Origin of the sequence: Rhodococcus sp. IEGM 1354 (assembly GCF_030056855.1) — a bacterium.
Classification (GTDB): Bacteria; Actinomycetota; Actinomycetes; order Mycobacteriales; family Mycobacteriaceae; genus Rhodococcoides.
This window is the reverse complement of sequence record NZ_JASHKT010000009.1, coordinates 1-17,587: the sequence shown is the minus strand read 5'-3', so window position 1 is coordinate 17,587 and position 17,587 is coordinate 1. Positions and strand designations below refer to the sequence as shown.

The following is a 17,587-nucleotide window of genomic DNA, read 5'->3' as shown; positions in this document are numbered from 1 at the left end:
CAAGTTGAGTCTGTTCCGCTCAACCTTGATTTTTCTCGTGCGCGTTTTGCGTACCTGGAGGGGCGCAAGACGCGCACGAGGGCGCAGCCCTGATGCGCGAAAGTCTCGATCGGTCTACTTTGGTGACGGTCGAAGGTGTCAATCGGTGGGGGTGGAGGTTGCTCGACGCACGCACGGTCTCCCTGGTCCGCACCGGATTCAAGTCGGTAGTGGCTGCACCGAACGGTCCCGAACAGCTGTCCCGGTCGTTCTACGCTCACCTTTTCGCCGAGTATCCCGACTTCCGTTCCCTCTTCCCGGCATCGATGGACGCATTGCGCGAGCATTTCGTCCTGGCACTGGGGTACATCTTCGACAATCTGGACGACGCCGACCGCGTCGAGCCGTTCCTCGAACAGCTGGGCCGGGATCACCGCAAGCACGGAATCTCCGGAGCACACTTCCGGGCGGGGAGTTCGGCGCTGATCAGCGCGTTCCGGAGCTTCGCCGGCACCGAGATGTGGACCGACGAGGTCGAAACCGCCTGGCGAGACGCCCTCACCGTGGTGAGCAACGCAATGGCCGCCGCCGCGGACAACGACGAACTGCCCCCGTATTGGAGTGCCACCGTCGTCGAACATCACCGCTTGCTCGACGACCTGGCCGTGGTGCGACTGAAGACCGACGGGGAGATTCCCTACTTCCCCGGCCAGTACGTCAGTGTGCAGATTCCGCAGCGGCCCAAACTGTGGCGCTACCTGTCCCCTGCCATTCCCAGCAACCTCTACGGCGAGATCGAGTTCCACGTTCGACGCGTATCCGGGGGCTGGGTATCACCGGCGATGGTCACCGAAACGACTGTCGGCGACCGTTGGCTGATCAGCCCGCCGCTGGGCGGCATGCACGTCGATCGCACGATCGGCGAGGACGTGTTGATGATCGCCGGGGGCACCGGTTTGGCACCGTTACGCGCGCAGGTCATGGAGATGGCCCAGCGCAGCAGCAATCCGCGGGTGCATCTGTTCGTCAGTGGGACGTATCCGTGCGACCTCTACGACCTCGACACACTGTGGCAGCTGTCGTTGTCGAATCCGTGGCTGACGGTGGTGCCGGTGACCGAGGAGCTCGAGGATCCGTGGTGGTACTCGGGTCCGACGCGCGAACTTCCGTGGGGCATGCATCATCGGTTGCACGGGCCGGTGGGCAAGGTGGTGACGCGGTTCGGCTCGTGGGCCGATCGACAGATTCAGATCTGCGGATCACCGTCGATGGTGCGCACCACGCTGTACGCACTACGCAAGGTCGGCACTCCGATGGAGCACATTCAGCACGATCCGTTCTGATTGCGCTACAACATCTTTCAGCCGGAGATCGACCTCGGCGGGAGGTCCTCGACGATGCCGCCGACAACCAGCCGCGGTGTCCAGCTCTCGGTGACGAGCCTGCCGTCTCCGGTGATGATCGCCTCGGGATCGGGGTCGACGAGAATGGGGTATCCGGTGTCGGAGGTAGCTACGACATTCTGCACCAACAGGCCGTTCTCGATGGTGTAAAACACGTGCACCGGGTGAAGGTCGGAGTCGAAAGCCCAAGGGCGACCGATGAATATCACTGCGTCGCCCGTGCCGTCGAGCACCGATACGGAGCCGTCTCGCTCGAGCCGCAACTCCCAGCACGCAGGCATGGATGCGGTGAACTCGAATCGATGCGGAGCCTGGGCTTCGAGCAGATGAATCATCAACAACGCACCCTCGCGTTGGTCTCGTTGCGGCACAACAACTTCGAAAGTTCCACACTCGTAGAATCTGGATCCGAACGGCCCCGGTATGCCTACCCCGAGCTCGTTGGCGATGGCCAATTCCAGGCGGATCGAACCGGATCCGTTCTCGGCCCGCAAGGTGATGCCCTCGGAAGGATGGGGCAACGGCGACTCGTCGCGGGGCGCGTAGGACAGCACCGCTCGCAGCAGCGGCTCGGCGACCTCGGCGTCACCGTCTCGGGAATCGAACGTGCGTCGTCGTCGTCGATCGGTCATGGTCACCCCCCTTCGCCTGACTCGACCAGTTTGCCACCCTCGACCCCGATCCCGCGTCCGATTCTGCGGAAAACCATCCGTTCGATGCAGTGATCTGCTAGCGCGCGTCAGGCCCCGGCGGCAGCCTTGGCGGCAATCCGAGCCTGCACGTCCGGACGCCTGAGCGGCGGCACCGTCGGCGGCGGCTGACGCCGGTCCGGCAGGGCGTCGAGCAGCCGATGCGTCGTGGCAGTCACCTCGGCGACTGCCGTCTCGAACGCGTCACGGGTGGCGTCGGACGTCTTCTGAACACCACTGATCTTGCGGACGTACTGACGCGCCGCAGCCTCGATCTCTTCGTCGGTGGCGTGTGGTTCCAATCCCCGCAGGGTGGTGATGTTTCGGCACATTCTCCGACGATAGACCCGCAGCTCACACGTCGAGAAGACCCGCGATCGCCTTCAGGCACAGCTCGCGAACCTGTTCCCTCTTCAGGGTCCTGCGCTCCACCCAGTCGTGACAGACCGCGCGAACGAAAGCCACCCACCCGCGTAACGCGGCCCGGATCATCTCGTCGTCGTGGAACTCGTCCGGCAGCGCGTCGAGAATGCGTTGCTGCTGAATGTCGAACTCGCGCGTGAGGATGTCGTTGATGCGGTCGTCTCCGAGCAGGGCGCCTCGATTGACCGCTCGGACGCCGTGCGCATGGTCGTCGGTGTAGGCGATGTAGGCGTCGAGTCCGGCCGCTATCTGCTCGAGGATCGGCAACGAGGGGTCCGGGGCGGTGACGGCGAGGTTGCGCTCGGATTCGGTGCGCACGATCTCGATGAAGAACTCCCGCTTGGACGGGAAGTAGTGGTACATCAGACCCCGCGAGACCCCGGCCAGGTCTGCCACTTCCTCGATCCACACGTCCTCGTAGGGACGTTCGGCGAACAGGGTCGACCCGATCTCGATCAGCTGCGCACGCCGCTGCTCCGGTGTCATGCGTTTTCGAGGTGTGGTCATGGGGTTTCGAACCTTACTTGACACGAGTTCAACGGTGAGTACGGTCACTATTTGACACCGGTTCAATGAGTCGGTTCGGGGACGAAGGAGCGGCCATGTCGACGGAATTCGCACTGCGAGACGGCGTCCTGCCGCATCCGCCGTACCGATTGCCGATAGTGGGCGACGTCATCGGCGTCGACCCACGATCGCCGATCCAGGATTCGACCACCATGGCGGCCCGCCTCGGCCCGATGTTCGAGCGCCACATTCTCGGCAAGCGTTTCGTCTTCGCCTCGGGTGCCGACGTGGTCGGCGACCTGTGCGACGAACGCCGCTTCGAGAAGTTCCTGCCGCCGGGCGTCGAACGCCTCCGCGACATCGGTGCCGACGGCCTGTTCACCGCCTACAACCACGAGCCCAATTGGCAACGAGCCCACGATCTGCTGCGGCCGGCGTTCACCGCAGGAGCCATGCGGGGCTACCACGACATCATGGTGAACGTCGCGGACGATCTCGTCGAGCATTGGACCGAGCGTTCGCGCGACGCGTCGACGACCGATGTGTCCTCGGACATGACGAAGCTGACACTCGAGACCATCGGGCGCACCGGATTCAGCTACAGCTTCGGCTCGTTCACCCGCGCCGAACCACACCCGTTCGTGTCCGCGATGGTCGGCGCACTGACGTACAACCAGCGACGGGCGTTGCTGTCGATCCCGGCGTTCGCGGCCCCGCTGTTCGCCCGATCGGACCGCCGATACGAGCAGAACAAGAAGTACCTGGCCGAAGTCCTCACCGACGTCGTCCGTACTCGTCGACAGTCCGACGGCGACTTCACCGACCTACTGCAGATCATGATGGACGCGGCGCGCGAGGCCGACAACCCGAATGCCCTGAGCGAAGCCAACATCGGCCACCAGATTCTGACGTTCCTGATCGCCGGACACGAGACCACCTCTGGTGCATTGTCTTTCGCGCTGTACTTCCTGGCCACCCACCCCGAGGTCTTCGAACGTGCCCGGGCCGAGGTGGACGAGATCTGGGGCACCGACAAACCGGAGTTCGGCCAGGTCCCCAAACTCCGGTACGTCCGCCGAGTCCTGGACGAATCACTGCGTCTGTGGCCGACGGTTCCCGCGTTCGGACGCGGCGCACGAGCCGACACCGTCATCGGCGACGGCTACCCCATGGCGGCAGGAGACTGGGCGATCGTGCTCGCGACGGCACTGCATCGAGATCCGGTGTGGGGCGATCGGCCGGAGAAATTCGACCCCGACAACTTCCTGCCCGCTCGTATCAAAGCCCGGCCGGCGCACGTGTACAAGCCCTTCGGGACGGGTGAAAGAGCATGCATCGGAAGGCAATTCGCCATCCATGAGGCCGTACTGGTTCTCGGAACCGTTCTGCAACGCTTCGACCTGCAGGCCGACCCGTCGTATCGGCTGAAAGTCACGGAGCGGCTGACCATGATGCCCGAGGGCTTTCGGGTGCAGCCGACGGTGCGCACGTAGTCAGTCCGGCAGCAACGGTACCGATACTCCCGGGTCTCGTCCGAGCAGTACCCCGCGCGTCAGCGACGTCGAGCCGAACTTCTTGTGCACCCCGTCCAACGCACGGTCGAGAGCCGACGCCTCGGGTGGTCTGCGTACCGAGGGGGCGTCGAACTGCAATTCCAGTTGCTCGGCTCCGCCCCTGTCGATACTCGAGACCGTCACCCCGACCAGAGTGATGCCTTTCTCCGCGATCAGCGGGGCCGCCTCGTGCAGAAGCTCGAGTGCCGCATCGAGGATGTCCCGGGTGTCGGCGGTGGCGCGGTCGAGGGTGTGCGAACGGGTGGCCCGAGTGAAATCGGCAAAACGCAGGCGCAACATGACTGTTCGGCCGGTTCGCTGCGCACCGCGCATTCGGTGCGTGACGCGATCGACGAGACCGATCAACGACGCCTCCACCTCGGCCGCGTCGTGCCGCCCGCGACCCAGGGCCCGCTGGGCACCGATGGAACTACGCGACTTTCCGGGCTGCACGCGGCGTGGATCTCGGCCCATGGCCAGTGCATACAGGTGCGCTCCTGCGCCCTTTCCCAGCACCGAGGCCAGCGATCTCTCGCCGTAGGCCGCGATGTCCCCTACGGTCCTGATGTCGAGTACGTGCAGCTTCTCGGCGGTGACCTTGCCGACGCCCCACAGCCTTTCGATGTTCAGCGGGTGCAGGAACTCGAGCTCACCACCGGGCGGCACCAACAGCAGCCCGTCGGGCTTGGCGAACGCACTGGCCACTTTTGCCAGAAACTTGGTGGTGGCAATCCCGACGGTGATGGGCAGGCCGACCTGTTCGGCGACGTCGCGGCGCAGCTGCTGCCCGATCTCGAGTGCGCTGCCCGCTATCTTCTGCAGGCCTCCGACGTCGAGAAAGGCTTCGTCGATGGAGATTCCTTCGACGAGCGGCGTCGTGTCGTGGAAGACGTCGAACACGTCCTTGCTCGCCTGGGAGTACGCCTCCATCCGCGGAGGCACCACGATTGCCTGCGGACAGACCGCCCGCGCCTGGCCACCACTCATTGCGGTGCGTACCCCGAAGGCCTTGGCCTCGTAGCTGGCAGCCAGTACCACTCCCCCGCCGACGATCACCGGCTTTCCCCGCAACCGCGGATCGTCTCGCTGCTCCACCGAGGCATAGAAAGAGTCGAGATCGGCGTGCATGATGCTCGCCGCTTCCCCGCTCTTCGCCTTCCCGGTGCTCGACTCCACTTTTTCATGCTCCCACGAGGCACCGACAAACCCGTTACCTGCATCGAGCCCGAAAAACACCCCGAGAAAGTGACCCAAGTCACCTGATGTGCCATTGTTGAGTCGTCGGATCACGTGAACGGCTGGAGACAACTGTGACGGCCTGGTGGCGGTGGTACGGAGCGGTCGGCGTACTCGGCTGCATCGCCTACTTCGCGGTGCCCGACTCCGTCTGGTCGCAATCGATCTTCGTCGTGGTCGGAGCCTCCGCCGTCGCCGCCACGGTCGTGGGAACCAGGCTGAACCGTCCGCGCAACCGAACCGCCTGGTGGAGCATCGCAGCGGGCACCGCGGTGTGGGTGCTCGGCGACATCGTCTACGAGTGGAACCACGCCGGCGGGGGCGTCATGCCTTATCCGTCGCTCGCCGATGCGCTCTACCTCGTCGGCTACCCGATCTACGGTTTCGGACTGTTTCTGCTGGTCCGGCACAAGTGGCGGGCGAGCGAACGCGGCCACATCGCCAACAGCGCAATCGTGATGGTCGCATTCGCTCTGCTCACCTGGGTATTTGCGGTCCAACCGTCGCTGGACGGGGACGGCATTTCCGGAGTCGCCGGGCTGGTCGACGTCGCCTATCCCGCGATGGACATCTTTCTGCTCGGGTTGCTCGCCCACTTCGTCGGCTCGCGTCAATGGCGAGCACTGTCCTACCGACTGCTCACCGCGGCGGTGGTCCTGCTCGTCGTCACCGATACCGTCAACAACTTCTCCATCGTGTCCGACTCCTCGGCCGACCGCTCGTTGCTCGACGCGGGGTGGACGTTGTCCTACGTCCTCATCGGCGTCGCCGCACTCCATCCGTCGATGCGGAGAATCACCAGCCCCACCATCGAATCCGACGCCCATCTGATGGCGTCGTTCACCACCCCGTCCGTCGTCGTACTGACCGCCGCCACGCTCACCGCCCCCGCCGTGATGGTCGTCGAAGTCGTGCGCGAGGAACCGATCGCCCAATGGGGATGGGCGGTCATGCTGTGCGCGGGCATTCTGGTGGTCCTGGTGATTCTGCGCATCACCGACCTGCTGCGTCTGCTGCATACCCAGACCGTTCAGCTGCGTGCCGTCGCCGACACCGACCACCTCACCGGGCTGGGCAACCTGCGCGCGCTCCAACACAGGATCTACGGCAACGCCGGTGAATCGACGTTGCTGACGGTCGACATCGACCGTTTCACCGAAATCAACGACACGTTCGGACGGGGCCTCGGAGATCAGGTGCTGGCCGCCGTCGCCACTCGACTGCGCACGGTAGGCGACGACGCGATCCTGTTGGCACGCTTGGCCGGTGACGAATTCGCGCTGTGTGGCGAATCGGATTCGATGGATCCCAAGGTCCTCGCCCGCGACATACAGGAACAATTCTCGACGCCGTTCGAGGTGGGCAACATGTCGTTGCTGATCGAAGCGAGCGTGGGGGTGGCGACGAACGCCCCGGTGGGCGTCGACGAGGACGACGCCACACCCGACCGTCTGGTGCAGCGCGCCGACCTCGCCGTGCAGGCCGCGAAGACCGTGCAATCGCGAGTCGCGTACTACGACCGGTCGATGGACCGGGACAAGAGCGAGCAGTTGATCATGCTGGGTGAGCTCACCGCTGCCCTCGCGTCGGACCAACTGAGGCTGCGTTATCAGCCCCAGGTCGATCTGGCCTCGATGACCGTGGTGGGGGTCGAAGCCTTGCTGCGGTGGCACCACCCGAGTGGAGACATTCTCTCCCCCAGCGCATTTCTGCCCACGGCCGAGCACACCGGACTGATCCGTCCGCTGACCCGTTACGTCCTCGAGCAAGCCCTGGCGGAACGACAGCGATGGGCGGCATCGGGCCTGCACCTGCGCATGGCCGTCAACATCTCCACCCGAAACCTGTTCGACGACAGCCTGATCTTTCACGTGTCCCGAGCCCTGTCCGAGTTCGATTGCTCTGCAGAGCAATTGACCTTGGAGGTGACCGAGAGCTCGGCGATGACCGACCCCGCCGGTGCCACCGAGGTGCTGGCAAGTCTGCACGCCATGGGTGTGCAGGTCGCCATCGACGATTACGGCACGGGCTACAGTTCTCTGGCCTACATCGAGCGCCTCCCGGTCCAGGAGCTCAAGATCGACCGAACGTTCGTCAGCGGAATGTCGCACAATGCCGCTCATGCCGCCATCGTCCGCTCGACCATCGAGCTGGCGCGCACACTGGGACTGTCGGTGACCGCAGAGGGCGTGGAGGACGAAAGGACGGTATCGGTGTTGCGGGAGCTGCGATGCGGACGGGCGCAGGGCTTCCATCTGGGCCGCCCCACCCCCGGCGAGCACCTGCCCGCCCTCGTCGACGAATTGAACCGAAACCTGAAAGTTGCTATCGGAGAACGGATATCATGACCGAAGCCCCACTGTCGGTATACGCGGCCATTCGATCTCGCCGCGATGTACGAGCCGAGTTCGACGGAACCGTCGTCGACGACGACACACTGCGCCGCATCCTCGGCGCCGCGCATCAGGCCCCGAGCGTCGGCAACACCCAACCCTGGGATTTCGTGGTCGTACGCAAACCCGACACGTTGAGTGCCTTCGCCGCGCACGTCGCCGACTGCCGACAGGACTTCGCGGACAAGCTCGACCCCGAGCGCCGACAGACGTTCGATCCCATCCGCATCGAAGGGATCGAGACCAGCGGCACCGGAGTGGTGGTCACGTACGACCCGAACCGGGGCGGCCCGCACGTCCTCGGCCGCGACACCGTCGACGACACCGGGCTGTTCTCGGCGGTACTGGCCATCGAAAACCTCTGGCTCGCAGCGATAGCCGAGCACGTCGGGGTCGGCTGGGTGTCGTTCTACGACGAGGCCTACCTCACCGAACTGCTCGACATCCCCGCCCCGGTGCGTCCGATCGCATGGTTGTGCGTGGGCCCGGTCGAGTCGTTCCAGGAGGTACCGGATCTCGAGCGTTTCGGCTGGCGAACGGGGCGTCCCCTGGACGATGCCCTGCACTTCGAGCAGTACCGACGATCGTGAAGACCGCTCTCGCCGCGGCGACGGTCATGTGTCTCCTGCTCGTGGGGTGCTCTTCGGCCCCTTCCGAATCACCATCGCCGGCTGGCACGCCGGCAACCACTCCGGCGGCCGAACCCGCCCAGGCACCCGATTCTGCGGATCCGGTCGGAGTTGTCGTCCCGCTCCCCGGGGCTCCCGAGGGGATCGTCGTGGGGACGTCGGGCATCGCCGCCGCCGGGGTACGTGAGCCCGACGGCGTGGTGCTGTTCGATTCGGCGACGGGTGCCGTCCGGCAGATGGTCCAGACGACGGGCGCACCCCGGCATCTGTCACTGGCCGGTCCCGACGGCCCCGTCCTGGTCCCGCTCGAAGGCAGCGACGAGCTACTCGAAGTGGCGCTGAACGACGGCGCGATCCTGTCCACGGCCACCGGTGTCGGACGCCAGCCACACGACGCGGTGCTCACCTCCGGCGGCACGATCGTGGCCACCAACGAGATGGGCGGCGGGGTGATCTTCCTGCGCGAGGGATCGGTCGTGTCGGAGCTACCGCCGGGCCCGGTCCAGCCCGGTGGCGCTGCCGCTCTCGGCCCGTACGCCGCCGTCGCAGACGTGCAGGGCAACGGTGTGTGGGTCTACGACGGCGCGACCCAGCGGGAGGTGGCGCAGGCCCCGATCGGCGTCAAGCTCACCCACGCCGTGACGGTGAACGAGACGACGGCCGGGTTCGCCGACACCGACGGCGGAACCGTTCTTCTCGCCTCGGTCGACGCTGCGGGGAGTATTCGCCAGACCGCGTCGATCGAGGCCCCGGGAAATCCGTACGGACTTGCCGTCGACCGCGACCGGGCGCTGCTGTTCGTGACGTTGACCGCGTCGAATCTGCTGCGCGTGGTCGATGTTTCGGACGTCTCCGCACCGCGAATTCTGGGCGACGTCCCGACCGTGACGCAGGCCAACTCCGTTGCCGTGGACCCGCGCACCGGGGACGTGCTGGTGACCGGCAGCGACCCCGGCGCAACGAGTTCGATTCAGATCATCCCGCGCGCCGAGCTACCCGCGGGGTGAGCGATCACCAGCCGTAGGAGCCCGGGATGCCCTTGAACGGGCCGACCACGTCGTCGGTGATCCAGCCCTCGTAGAAACCGCCTTCTTGCGGCCGGACCGCTTCGCCGTCGATTTCGCAGTCGAGTCGGCTGGGTGAGAACGCGAGGTAGCCGGCGATCTCGGCGAACCGCGGTGTCGGGTTCTCGTAGCTCCACCCCGCGGCCGGCGCGACGGCGTCCCCGCCGTGCACGTCCCAGTACGTTGCCGCGCCCTTCCATTCGCAGTGCGTCGAACGTGCCTCGGACGGCGTCAACGCGCCGGGAATCACGTCCGCGGGAGAGATGTACCAGGTGGGCGGATGGCTGGTTTCGAGCACTCGGTACGCGGCGGTGGTGCGCGCGACCACCTCGCCGCCGAGCCGGACGACCAGCGAACGGTTGGAGGACTCGAGCTTGGGTGGACGGGGGTAATCCCACACCGACTCCTGACCAGGCTTCGGCTTCTCGGGAACTACGGATCTCGGCAGATTCTGGCTCATCACTCGATGGTGCCACCGGATGTCACGGAGCGTCGACGGGATAGAGATCGTCCACCCGTTCCTCGTCGAGAATCCAGCGATCGACGTCGTCCAATGGTTCGACCGTGCGCACGGACGTGAACGGAATATCGCGCGCCGGCGCATCGACCCGAACATGCTCGATCAGCGTCTCCTGGGTTCGCGCGCCGGAGGTGTCGCCGTCATGGTCGTCGATGCTCGCGGCGACGGGGGCCGTCAGCCTCCGGGCATCGACCGGAACGTCTGCGATGCTCGACTCGGCGTCATCGCGTTGCTCGGTTGTGTGGTTCTGTTGCGCCTCGGCCTTGCCGGTCTGTTCGACCGCATGGACCTGTTCGAATTCATGGGTCCGTTCGGGTTCGGGCAGTTCGGTGTTGCGCGGTAATTCGGCCGGCACTCGGACCAGGATGCCGAGTCCGTGGGTCGCGGCCAACAGACTGACCGGGGCGACCGTCGCAATGGCCGCCGACAACGCCGGATGCAATGTTCCGGCGTCGGAAATGAAGGCGTGCATGGCATTTGCGCCGATACTCACCAGAGCTGCCGTGATCAACACGCCCCAGAAAAAGCGTCGACCACTGCGTTGTTCCTCGAATTGGGCGAGTGCGATGACGGAGATCGTGGCCTGCAGGATGGTGCCGTCGACGATCACCGGCCACAGCCACGACAGTGATCGCGGGACGCCCGCCATCGTGGCGAGATCCCACAGTGCGGCAAAACTCAGCACGAACGACGCAATTCCGATGACGGTGGTGATGACGACCGCACTGACGAGCGTCGCACGCAGGACCTTGTTCATGGGTCGTCATGAAACACGAGCCCACCGACAGTTTCGGATCGAGCACACATGTTCGCGAATCTGCGCGCTTCGAGGCCCTACCTCCTGCTGCACTTTCTGCTGTGTCACGAGCCCATTCGGCTAGTCCCGCGACACGCGCTGAACCCCGCCACGATACGTCCAGTTACCGGTCGACCGAGTTGACGCTCGATGAAAACGAGACAATCCGCATCCAGTCTGCGCCTCCGTCGCAGCGACCGCGAAGCAGGCACTGCGGATGAGTGTGCGGTTTGCCACCGATAATGGTGAGATCAGTGGCTCGGAGCACCGCAGAGTCGGGAGTCATACATTTTTCAAGAGCTCGTTGATCTCCGAGACGCGTTCATCCAACGCATCGCCCTCACTCCGTACGCGAAGTAGGACGGCGGTCGTGTCTCTCAATGTCACTGCGAGTGAGGGCTTTTGATCACTTATTTGGATCGAGAGTGTGATCGGCAAGTTTCGCCGACCCAGTGCCAGTGAAGTTCCCAACATTCGGTAAATGGCAATATTGCCGGCGTCGATTCGGGCTGACGTCTCGCTTACACGCGTCACTTTGCCGTTCAGAGGCTCCAGCGCAGCAATGATGCGATCGATCGAGGTACCCCGTGGTATCCGCGACCCGACCTTGATCGGGGCGGGAATTTGCGATGAATTGATCAGTGGTGCTCTCATGTCGCATCCTCTCGCTTGTTCAGTTGACTGACGCCGTCGTGTCAGAAAAGTCCTCCGACTACGTTTCCGACCGCGCCACCCACGAGCCCTGTCAAGTCTCCTGCGGTTGCGGCTGAACAGGTTCAGCCGAGGCTGAATGCGCTCCCGCAATGGCGGGAACTGCAACCCCGATGAATACTCCCCCGATAGCTCGTCTGATCTGCACGTCTACTCCTCGAAAAACATGAGTTGTTTCGTGCTTCTGGACGCTTCGAACATAAAACGGCACATACGTCCAAGACAAGGGTTGAGCCAAAATAGTTTGCCAAGGTATCGAAGTTTGAAACCCGAAGCACATCGCCTGCCGCTCAACTCCCGTTTCGGCTTCGACTCGAGCGGCGCTGTGCTCGATCTCATCGAGGACCGAGAATGAAAGGCTGATCGGCGGGAAAGAGTGGAAAGGTCTCGCCAATGACTATGACAAGTGCCCCGTGGCGTCATCCCCAGCCCCAGCTGTCACGACTTCGCCTGGACGCAATTCCCGCGGAGATGCTGCACGCCTTGGCAACGGGACAGTCGATTCCTACGTCACACCACCGTGTTTCGCCCTATCTCGCCGGGGTCGAATGCCGCAGCCTGTGGCGGAGGAGAAGCAAGCAGATCATCGACATCCCCGGTGATGCATCGTGGATCACGCGGCTGATGGTCGACCCGAACGTCGCCATGCCAGTCGGCGTGGCCGGCTTCCACGGAGCTCCCGACGAGACGGGGATGGTGGAGATCGGGTACCGAGTCGATCCTGAGTTTCGTCGACGAGGCCATGCCCGACGTTCGGTATCGACCCTTCTCGCCGTTGCACAGCAACGCAAGGACGTGCGAAGTGTTCGCGCCACCGTCAGCCCGAACAACACGCCCTCGCTGGCCCTCACAGAGAGCTTCGGGTTCATCGAAGTGGGTGAGCAATGGGATGACGAGGACGGCCTCGAGATCGTCTACGAAGTCTCTGCAGCACCGGTACTGCAGGATCAAGCGGTACGAACGGCTCCGCGGTAGAAGTCGGCGCGATCGTGTGCAGACATTCCGCCCCACACGCCGTACGGCTCGTTCGCCTCGAGTGCGTGCTGACGGCATTGCTCGAGCACCGGGCAGCGACCGCAGACCTGCTTGGCGGTTTTCTCCCGCGAGGCGCGGGCACGGCCTCGTTCCCCCTCGGGATGGAAGAACACGGACGAGTCGAGACCACGACACAGACCGTCGAGTTGCCAGTCCCAGACATCTGCGTTGGGAACGGGAAGTTGGACCGGCCTGGCGGGTGCGCCTCGCACCATGAGCTGTCTCCTCACTGAAAAGTGAACAAGCTCACCTTCTCGCATTCGTCGTACTTTTACAAGTCCTTTCGGTCATTCGTAGTACTTAAAATCAAGCGCGCTTGCTTGGAATATGCACTTACCGGACACTCCGCCCCGGACCTCTGCCCTGTTTCGGCCCCCGGGTGTGGATCAATGTCCCATTGACGCACTCTGACCGACTGAATCGCGCATTGATCCGAACCAGTGGGGAGCCAAAGGACCGAGGCAGGCAGTGCTCAGTGGCTTTCGGACATTCCTGCGCGTTTTTCGAGTTCGACGAGGACGTGCTCGGCGATTTTGGTGGGCGGCGGGCCGATGTCGACGACGATGGCGTTCTCGTCGTCGCCGAGGGGTTCCAAGGTCGAGATCTGGGTGTCGAGCAGCGAGGACGGCATGAAGTGGTCCATCCGTGCATTCAGACGTCCGCTGATTCGGTCCTTGGTTCCGGCCAGGTGCACGAAGATCACCGGTGCCCCGTCCCTGGCCCCTGCGCTCAGCACGTCCCGATACGACCGTTTGAGTGCCGAGCACGTCACGATTCCCGACAGGCCCGAGCTGGTGTGGTCGGTGATCCATTCGGCGATGATGTCGAGCCACGGCCATCGGTCCTCGTCGGTCAGGGGCTGACCCGACGCCATCTTCGCGACGTTGGCGTCCGGGTGCAGGTCGTCGCCCTCTTGGAGATCCCATTTCAAGGCTCCGGCGAGGATGCCCGCCACGGTGGATTTGCCCGATCCGGATACCCCCATCACCACGAGAACCGGATGTTGCGCTCTGCCTGTCTTCTCTGCTGCCATGCCTCGATACTGCTCCATCCGGTGCACCGGGATCGGACAGACGCGAGAAACCGGGCAACCCGTGGGACGATCGATCGGACATGACCGAGACCAACGATTTCCGCCAACTCCACGATTCGGTGCTCGACGAGCTCGGGCGCGACATCGTGAGTGGCGCGATCCCGAGCGGCACCCGAATCTCGGCCGACGACGTCGCCGTACGGTTCACCGTATCGCGAACCGTGGTGCGCGAAGTCGTTCGCGTTCTCGAGTCACTGGGCCTGCTCACCGTTCGGCGTCGCGTCGGCATCACGGTGCTGGGCTCGCAGAACTGGAACTCTCTCGACCCGGTGGTCATCCGCTGGCAACTGGCCGGGCCTGCCCGCGCCGAGCAGCTGCTGCTGCTCAGCGAATTGCGGTCGGGTATCGAGCCTTTGGCAGCCAAACTCGCTGCCCACCGAGCCACCCCCGAACACTGTGGGGCGCTGACCGCTGCCGTCATCGGAATGTCGTCGACGTCGCGGTCCGCGGACTCGGAGGCCTACCTCGAACACGACTGCAACTTTCACCGCACGCTGCTGGAAGCGTCGGGCAATCCCATGTTGCGGTCGATGTCGGACATCGTCGTCGAGGTACTCGCCGGACGCACCCGTCACGCCTTGATGTCGCGTCAAGCAGACCCCGAGGCCATTCGGTTGCACGGCGTGGTCGCATCCTCCATCCAGTCCGGTGATGCCGACGCCGCCCAGCGAGCGATGTTGGCCATCGTCACCAAGTCCGCGAGGTCGATGTCGGCTGCTTCCGGTGTGACGCCGTCGCCCGGTCTGGTTCCCGACCAGCAGTGATGCACCGGGCGCACGAAGCCAGGTACGCCGAGACGAGGTTCATCGCCTAGATTCGACGCGTGACTGCTCTCGAATTGCCGCTCGAACTTCGCCGCGCACTCGTCGGAGTCGCTCGGACTCCGCGTCTGCTCGTCGCGTCCGATTACGACGGAACCATGGCTCCGATCGTCTCCGACCCGCAGAAGGCCTTTCCGCATCCCGAGTCCGTCAGCGCCATGCGCGGGCTCGCCTCCCTCGCCGGCACCAACGCTGCGGTCATCTCCGGCCGCGCTCTTCGCGACCTCGCGATCCTCTCGCGATTGCCGTCCGAGGTGCAGCTCGTGGGCAGCCACGGCAGCGAGTTCGACGCCGGGTTCGTCAACGCCATCGACGACGACGCCAAGAAGCTCCTCACCGTCATCACCGGCGAGCTCCAAGCCATCGCCGACGCCCATCCGGGCGTGAGTATCGAAACCAAGCCGGCCAGCGTCGCACTGCACGTGCGCAACGCCGAGCCCGCTGCGGGCGAAGAAGCCCTGGCCGCCGTGCGTTCCGGCGCTGCCGCACGCGACGGCGTCCAGGTGACAGAGGGCAAGTCCGTCATCGAACTGGCCGTCATCATCACCGACAAGGGCGTCGCCCTCGATATCCTCAGACATCAGGAAGCCTCTACTGCCGCAATCTTTTTCGGTGACGACGTCACCGACGAGAAGGCATTCGGCCACCTGCACGGACCCGACATCGGAGTCAAGATCGGGCCGGGCGATACCCTCGCCGAGTTCCGCATCGACAGCACCGAGCACGTGGCACTGGCACTGGCGTTCCTGCTCGAGGAGCGTCGGCAGTGGCTTTCCGGAGCGGACGCCCCGCGCATCGAACGATTGACGATGTTGGCCAGCCCCAACGCCGTCGCGCTGCTCACTCCCGATGCGGACGTCACCTGGCTCTGCCACCCCGAGCCCGATTCGGCAGCGGTGTTCGCGCACCTGCTCGGCGGCGATCAGGCCGGTCACTTCAGTGTCGGACCCGTCCGCGCGTCGCTTCCGCTGAGCCAGCAGTACGTGGACGGCACGATGACCGTGCAGACCAAATGGGCCAGCCTGCAGGTCACCGACTACCTCCCGCACGACATCGGCCAGGGCCAGACCGCACTGACCCGCGTCATCACCGGCAAGGCACCGGCCATCGTCACGTTCGCGCCGCGTCCGGAGTTCGGAAAGGCTTGGGCGTCACTGGAACCCGACGTTGACGGCCTGCGCATCCTCGGCACCGCGGACCCGATGGTCCTACGCAGCCCCGGTGTCACCTGGAACATCGTCTCCGACGGATCCCAGCAGTCCGCCCACGCCGAGGTCGACCCGTCGAACGGTCCGATCGTTCTCGAATTGCGGCTCGGCACAGACGATCTGAGCGAGCACCCGTGGCCCGAGGTCGAACGCCGTCGGGCATCGGAATCGTATTGGAAGGACTGGGCCGACGGCCTGAATCTGCCGCCGCTCAAGCGCGATCTGATGAAGCGGTCCGCCCTGACGCTGCGCGGGCTCGTGCACTCCGAGTCCGGCTCGATCATGGCCGCCGCCACCACGTCACTGCCCGAAGACATCGGCGGAGTACGCAATTGGGATTACCGATACTGCTGGCTGCGCGACGCCGCACTGACCGCAACCGCACTGGTCGACGTCGGATCGACAACCGAGGCCGAGAACTACCTGTCGTGGATCCACGGGGTACTCGAATCGGTGTCGGGACCCGAACGCCTGCACCCCCTGTACACGATCTGGGGTCTCGGACTTCCTCCCGAAGCCGTGATCGACGAGCTGCCCGGGTACGCCGGATCGCGTCCGGTACGCGTGGGAAACGCTGCCAACCAACAGGTTCAGCTGGACGTCTTCGGCCCCATCGTCGAATTGGTGTCCGCCCTCGCGCACGCCCGCAAAGCCACTGGGTCGGAGAACGGCCTGTCCGACGACGACTGGGAACTCGTCCGCGCCATGGTCGAAGCCGTCGAGCGACGCTGGTTCGAACCCGATCACGGCATCTGGGAAATCCGAGACAATCCCCGCCACCACGTCTACTCGAAGGTGATGGGCTGGACGACGGTCGACCGCGCCATCGGTCTTGCCGAAACCTTCGGCCGCACAGCCGAATCGAGCTGGACCGAGCTTCGTGACACCATCCGAGAAGAAGTGCTCGCCAACGGCTGGAACGACGAAGTGCAGTCCTTCACCGCCGCCTACGACGGCACCGACCTCGACGCCGCGACGCTGTACATCGGCCTGTCCGGACTGATCGAACCGTCGGACCCGCGTTTCGCAGCCACCGTCACCGCAACCGAAGCCGAACTGCGCAGTGGATCGACGGTCTACCGCTACCGCCACGACGACGGTCTGCCCGGCGGCGAGGGCGGATTCCACCTCTGCGCAGCGTGGCTCGTCGAGGCATACCTACTGGTGGGCCAACGCGCCGAGGCCGAGGCTCTGTTCGCCCAACTCGTCAGCGCCGCCGGACCCACCGGCCTGCTCAGTGAGGAATACGACCCGATCGCCGAACGGTCGCTCGGCAACCACCCCCAGGCCTACAGTCACCTGGGGCTGCTGCGCTGCGCGAGATTGCTCAGCGCTCAGCCCGTCTGACCTCCGCCCACGGTTCACTCCTCCCCCACCCGCGCCCGTCCGCGTCAATGGACCACTGCATACGTCTGACCCGTGCAATGGTTCATTGACCCACTGCGGTCGGCTGCGTCAATGGACCACTGCATTGCACTGGACCCCGTGGGTTGGACCGTTAATGCAAAGCCTAGGCCGCGAGGGCCT

The 17,587-nt window shown here is 64.7% G+C and carries 17 protein-coding genes; 8 read left to right on the top strand and 9 right to left on the bottom strand.

Annotated elements, in window-relative coordinates; genetic code table 11:
- Positions 1-158 precede the first annotated feature (158 nt).
- Positions 159-1,322 (top strand): globin domain-containing protein, encoded by a 1,164-nt coding sequence (locus tag QM588_RS18965; RefSeq protein WP_283315900.1) that lies wholly within the window; start codon positions 159-161, stop codon positions 1,320-1,322.
- Positions 1,323-1,339: 17 nt separating this feature from the next.
- Here the strand turns inward: QM588_RS18965 and QM588_RS18960 are convergent, their stop codons facing one another.
- The 3 genes from QM588_RS18960 to QM588_RS18950 all read right to left on the bottom strand — a co-directional run bounded on the left by QM588_RS18960 (position 1,340) and on the right by QM588_RS18950 (position 3,001).
- Positions 1,340-2,014, bottom strand: coding sequence for a hypothetical protein (locus QM588_RS18960; RefSeq protein WP_283315630.1), 675 nt, complete (start codon positions 2,012-2,014; stop codon positions 1,340-1,342).
- A 107-nt stretch (positions 2,015-2,121) separates the two neighbouring features.
- A complete protein-coding gene (locus tag QM588_RS18955) occupies positions 2,122-2,403 on the bottom strand; it encodes a DUF2277 domain-containing protein (RefSeq protein WP_283315629.1) in 282 nt (93 codons plus the stop codon).
- Positions 2,404-2,425: 22 nt separating this feature from the next.
- Positions 2,426-3,001, bottom strand: coding sequence for a TetR/AcrR family transcriptional regulator (locus QM588_RS18950; RefSeq protein WP_283315627.1), 576 nt, complete (start codon positions 2,999-3,001; stop codon positions 2,426-2,428).
- 95 nt (positions 3,002-3,096) lie between these two features.
- On the opposite strand from QM588_RS18950, the gene QM588_RS18945 reads away from it, so the two are divergent.
- On the top strand, positions 3,097-4,494 hold the full coding sequence (locus QM588_RS18945; RefSeq protein WP_283315625.1) for a cytochrome P450: 1,398 nt from the start codon (positions 3,097-3,099) through the stop codon (positions 4,492-4,494).
- On the opposite strand, the gene dinB is transcribed toward QM588_RS18945, so the two are convergent.
- Positions 4,495-5,730 carry a DNA polymerase IV gene (gene dinB, locus QM588_RS18940; protein ID WP_283315623.1) on the bottom strand — a complete coding sequence of 412 codons (1,236 nt, stop codon included), beginning with the start codon at positions 5,728-5,730 and terminating at the stop codon, positions 4,495-4,497.
- A gap of 134 nt (positions 5,731-5,864) precedes the next feature.
- Between dinB and QM588_RS18935 the strand changes: the two genes are divergently transcribed.
- From QM588_RS18935 to QM588_RS18925, 3 genes are read left to right on the top strand one after another with little or no spacing between them, the layout of a single operon-like run.
- The gene (locus QM588_RS18935) at positions 5,865-8,138 is read left to right on the top strand and encodes a putative bifunctional diguanylate cyclase/phosphodiesterase (protein WP_283315621.1); all 2,274 of its coding nucleotides are present in this window, start codon (positions 5,865-5,867) and stop codon (positions 8,136-8,138) included.
- 11 nt (positions 8,139-8,149) lie between these two features.
- Positions 8,150-8,773 (top strand): 5,6-dimethylbenzimidazole synthase, encoded by a 624-nt coding sequence (bluB, locus tag QM588_RS18930; protein WP_283315899.1) that lies wholly within the window; start codon positions 8,150-8,152, stop codon positions 8,771-8,773.
- Positions 8,770-9,819 (top strand): hypothetical protein, encoded by a 1,050-nt coding sequence (locus QM588_RS18925; RefSeq protein WP_283315619.1) that lies wholly within the window; start codon positions 8,770-8,772, stop codon positions 9,817-9,819. The genes bluB and QM588_RS18925 overlap by 4 nt, the downstream gene beginning before the upstream one ends.
- A gap of 4 nt (positions 9,820-9,823) precedes the next feature.
- Here the strand turns inward: QM588_RS18925 and QM588_RS18920 are convergent, their stop codons facing one another.
- The 3 genes from QM588_RS18920 to QM588_RS18910 all read right to left on the bottom strand — a co-directional run bounded on the left by QM588_RS18920 (position 9,824) and on the right by QM588_RS18910 (position 11,846).
- The gene (locus QM588_RS18920; RefSeq protein WP_135041654.1) at positions 9,824-10,336 is read right to left on the bottom strand and encodes a DUF427 domain-containing protein; all 513 of its coding nucleotides are present in this window, start codon (positions 10,334-10,336) and stop codon (positions 9,824-9,826) included.
- A gap of 22 nt (positions 10,337-10,358) precedes the next feature.
- On the bottom strand, positions 10,359-11,153 hold the full coding sequence (locus tag QM588_RS18915) for a DUF2637 domain-containing protein (RefSeq protein WP_283315615.1): 795 nt from the start codon (positions 11,151-11,153) through the stop codon (positions 10,359-10,361).
- A 321-nt stretch (positions 11,154-11,474) separates the two neighbouring features.
- Complete coding sequence (locus tag QM588_RS18910) at positions 11,475-11,846, bottom strand: hypothetical protein (protein ID WP_283315612.1); 372 nt, start codon at positions 11,844-11,846, stop codon at positions 11,475-11,477.
- Between the two features lie 450 nt (positions 11,847-12,296).
- On the opposite strand from QM588_RS18910, the gene QM588_RS18905 reads away from it, so the two are divergent.
- Positions 12,297-12,878 carry a GNAT family N-acetyltransferase gene (locus QM588_RS18905; protein WP_283315609.1) on the top strand — a complete coding sequence of 194 codons (582 nt, stop codon included), beginning with the start codon at positions 12,297-12,299 and terminating at the stop codon, positions 12,876-12,878.
- On the opposite strand, the gene QM588_RS18900 is transcribed toward QM588_RS18905, so the two are convergent.
- Both QM588_RS18900 and QM588_RS18895 read right to left on the bottom strand, forming a co-directional pair.
- Positions 12,851-13,153, bottom strand: a complete 303-nt coding sequence (locus QM588_RS18900) for a WhiB family transcriptional regulator (RefSeq protein WP_283315607.1) — start codon at positions 13,151-13,153, stop codon at positions 12,851-12,853. The two genes, QM588_RS18905 and QM588_RS18900, sit on opposite strands and share 28 nt — an antisense overlap.
- A 257-nt stretch (positions 13,154-13,410) precedes the next feature.
- Positions 13,411-13,971: a gluconokinase gene (locus tag QM588_RS18895; RefSeq protein WP_283315605.1), complete on the bottom strand. Its 561-nt coding sequence runs from the start codon at positions 13,969-13,971 to the stop codon at positions 13,411-13,413.
- An 80-nt stretch (positions 13,972-14,051) separates the two neighbouring features.
- Here QM588_RS18895 and QM588_RS18890 point away from each other — a divergent pair, with 80 nt between their 5' ends.
- Positions 14,052-14,795, top strand: a complete 744-nt coding sequence (locus tag QM588_RS18890; protein ID WP_283315603.1) for a FadR/GntR family transcriptional regulator — start codon at positions 14,052-14,054, stop codon at positions 14,793-14,795.
- 59 nt (positions 14,796-14,854) lie between these two features.
- Positions 14,855-17,407 carry a trehalose-phosphatase gene (gene otsB / locus QM588_RS18885; RefSeq protein ID WP_283315601.1) on the top strand — a complete coding sequence of 851 codons (2,553 nt, stop codon included), beginning with the start codon at positions 14,855-14,857 and terminating at the stop codon, positions 17,405-17,407.
- Positions 17,408-17,587 lie beyond the last annotated feature (180 nt).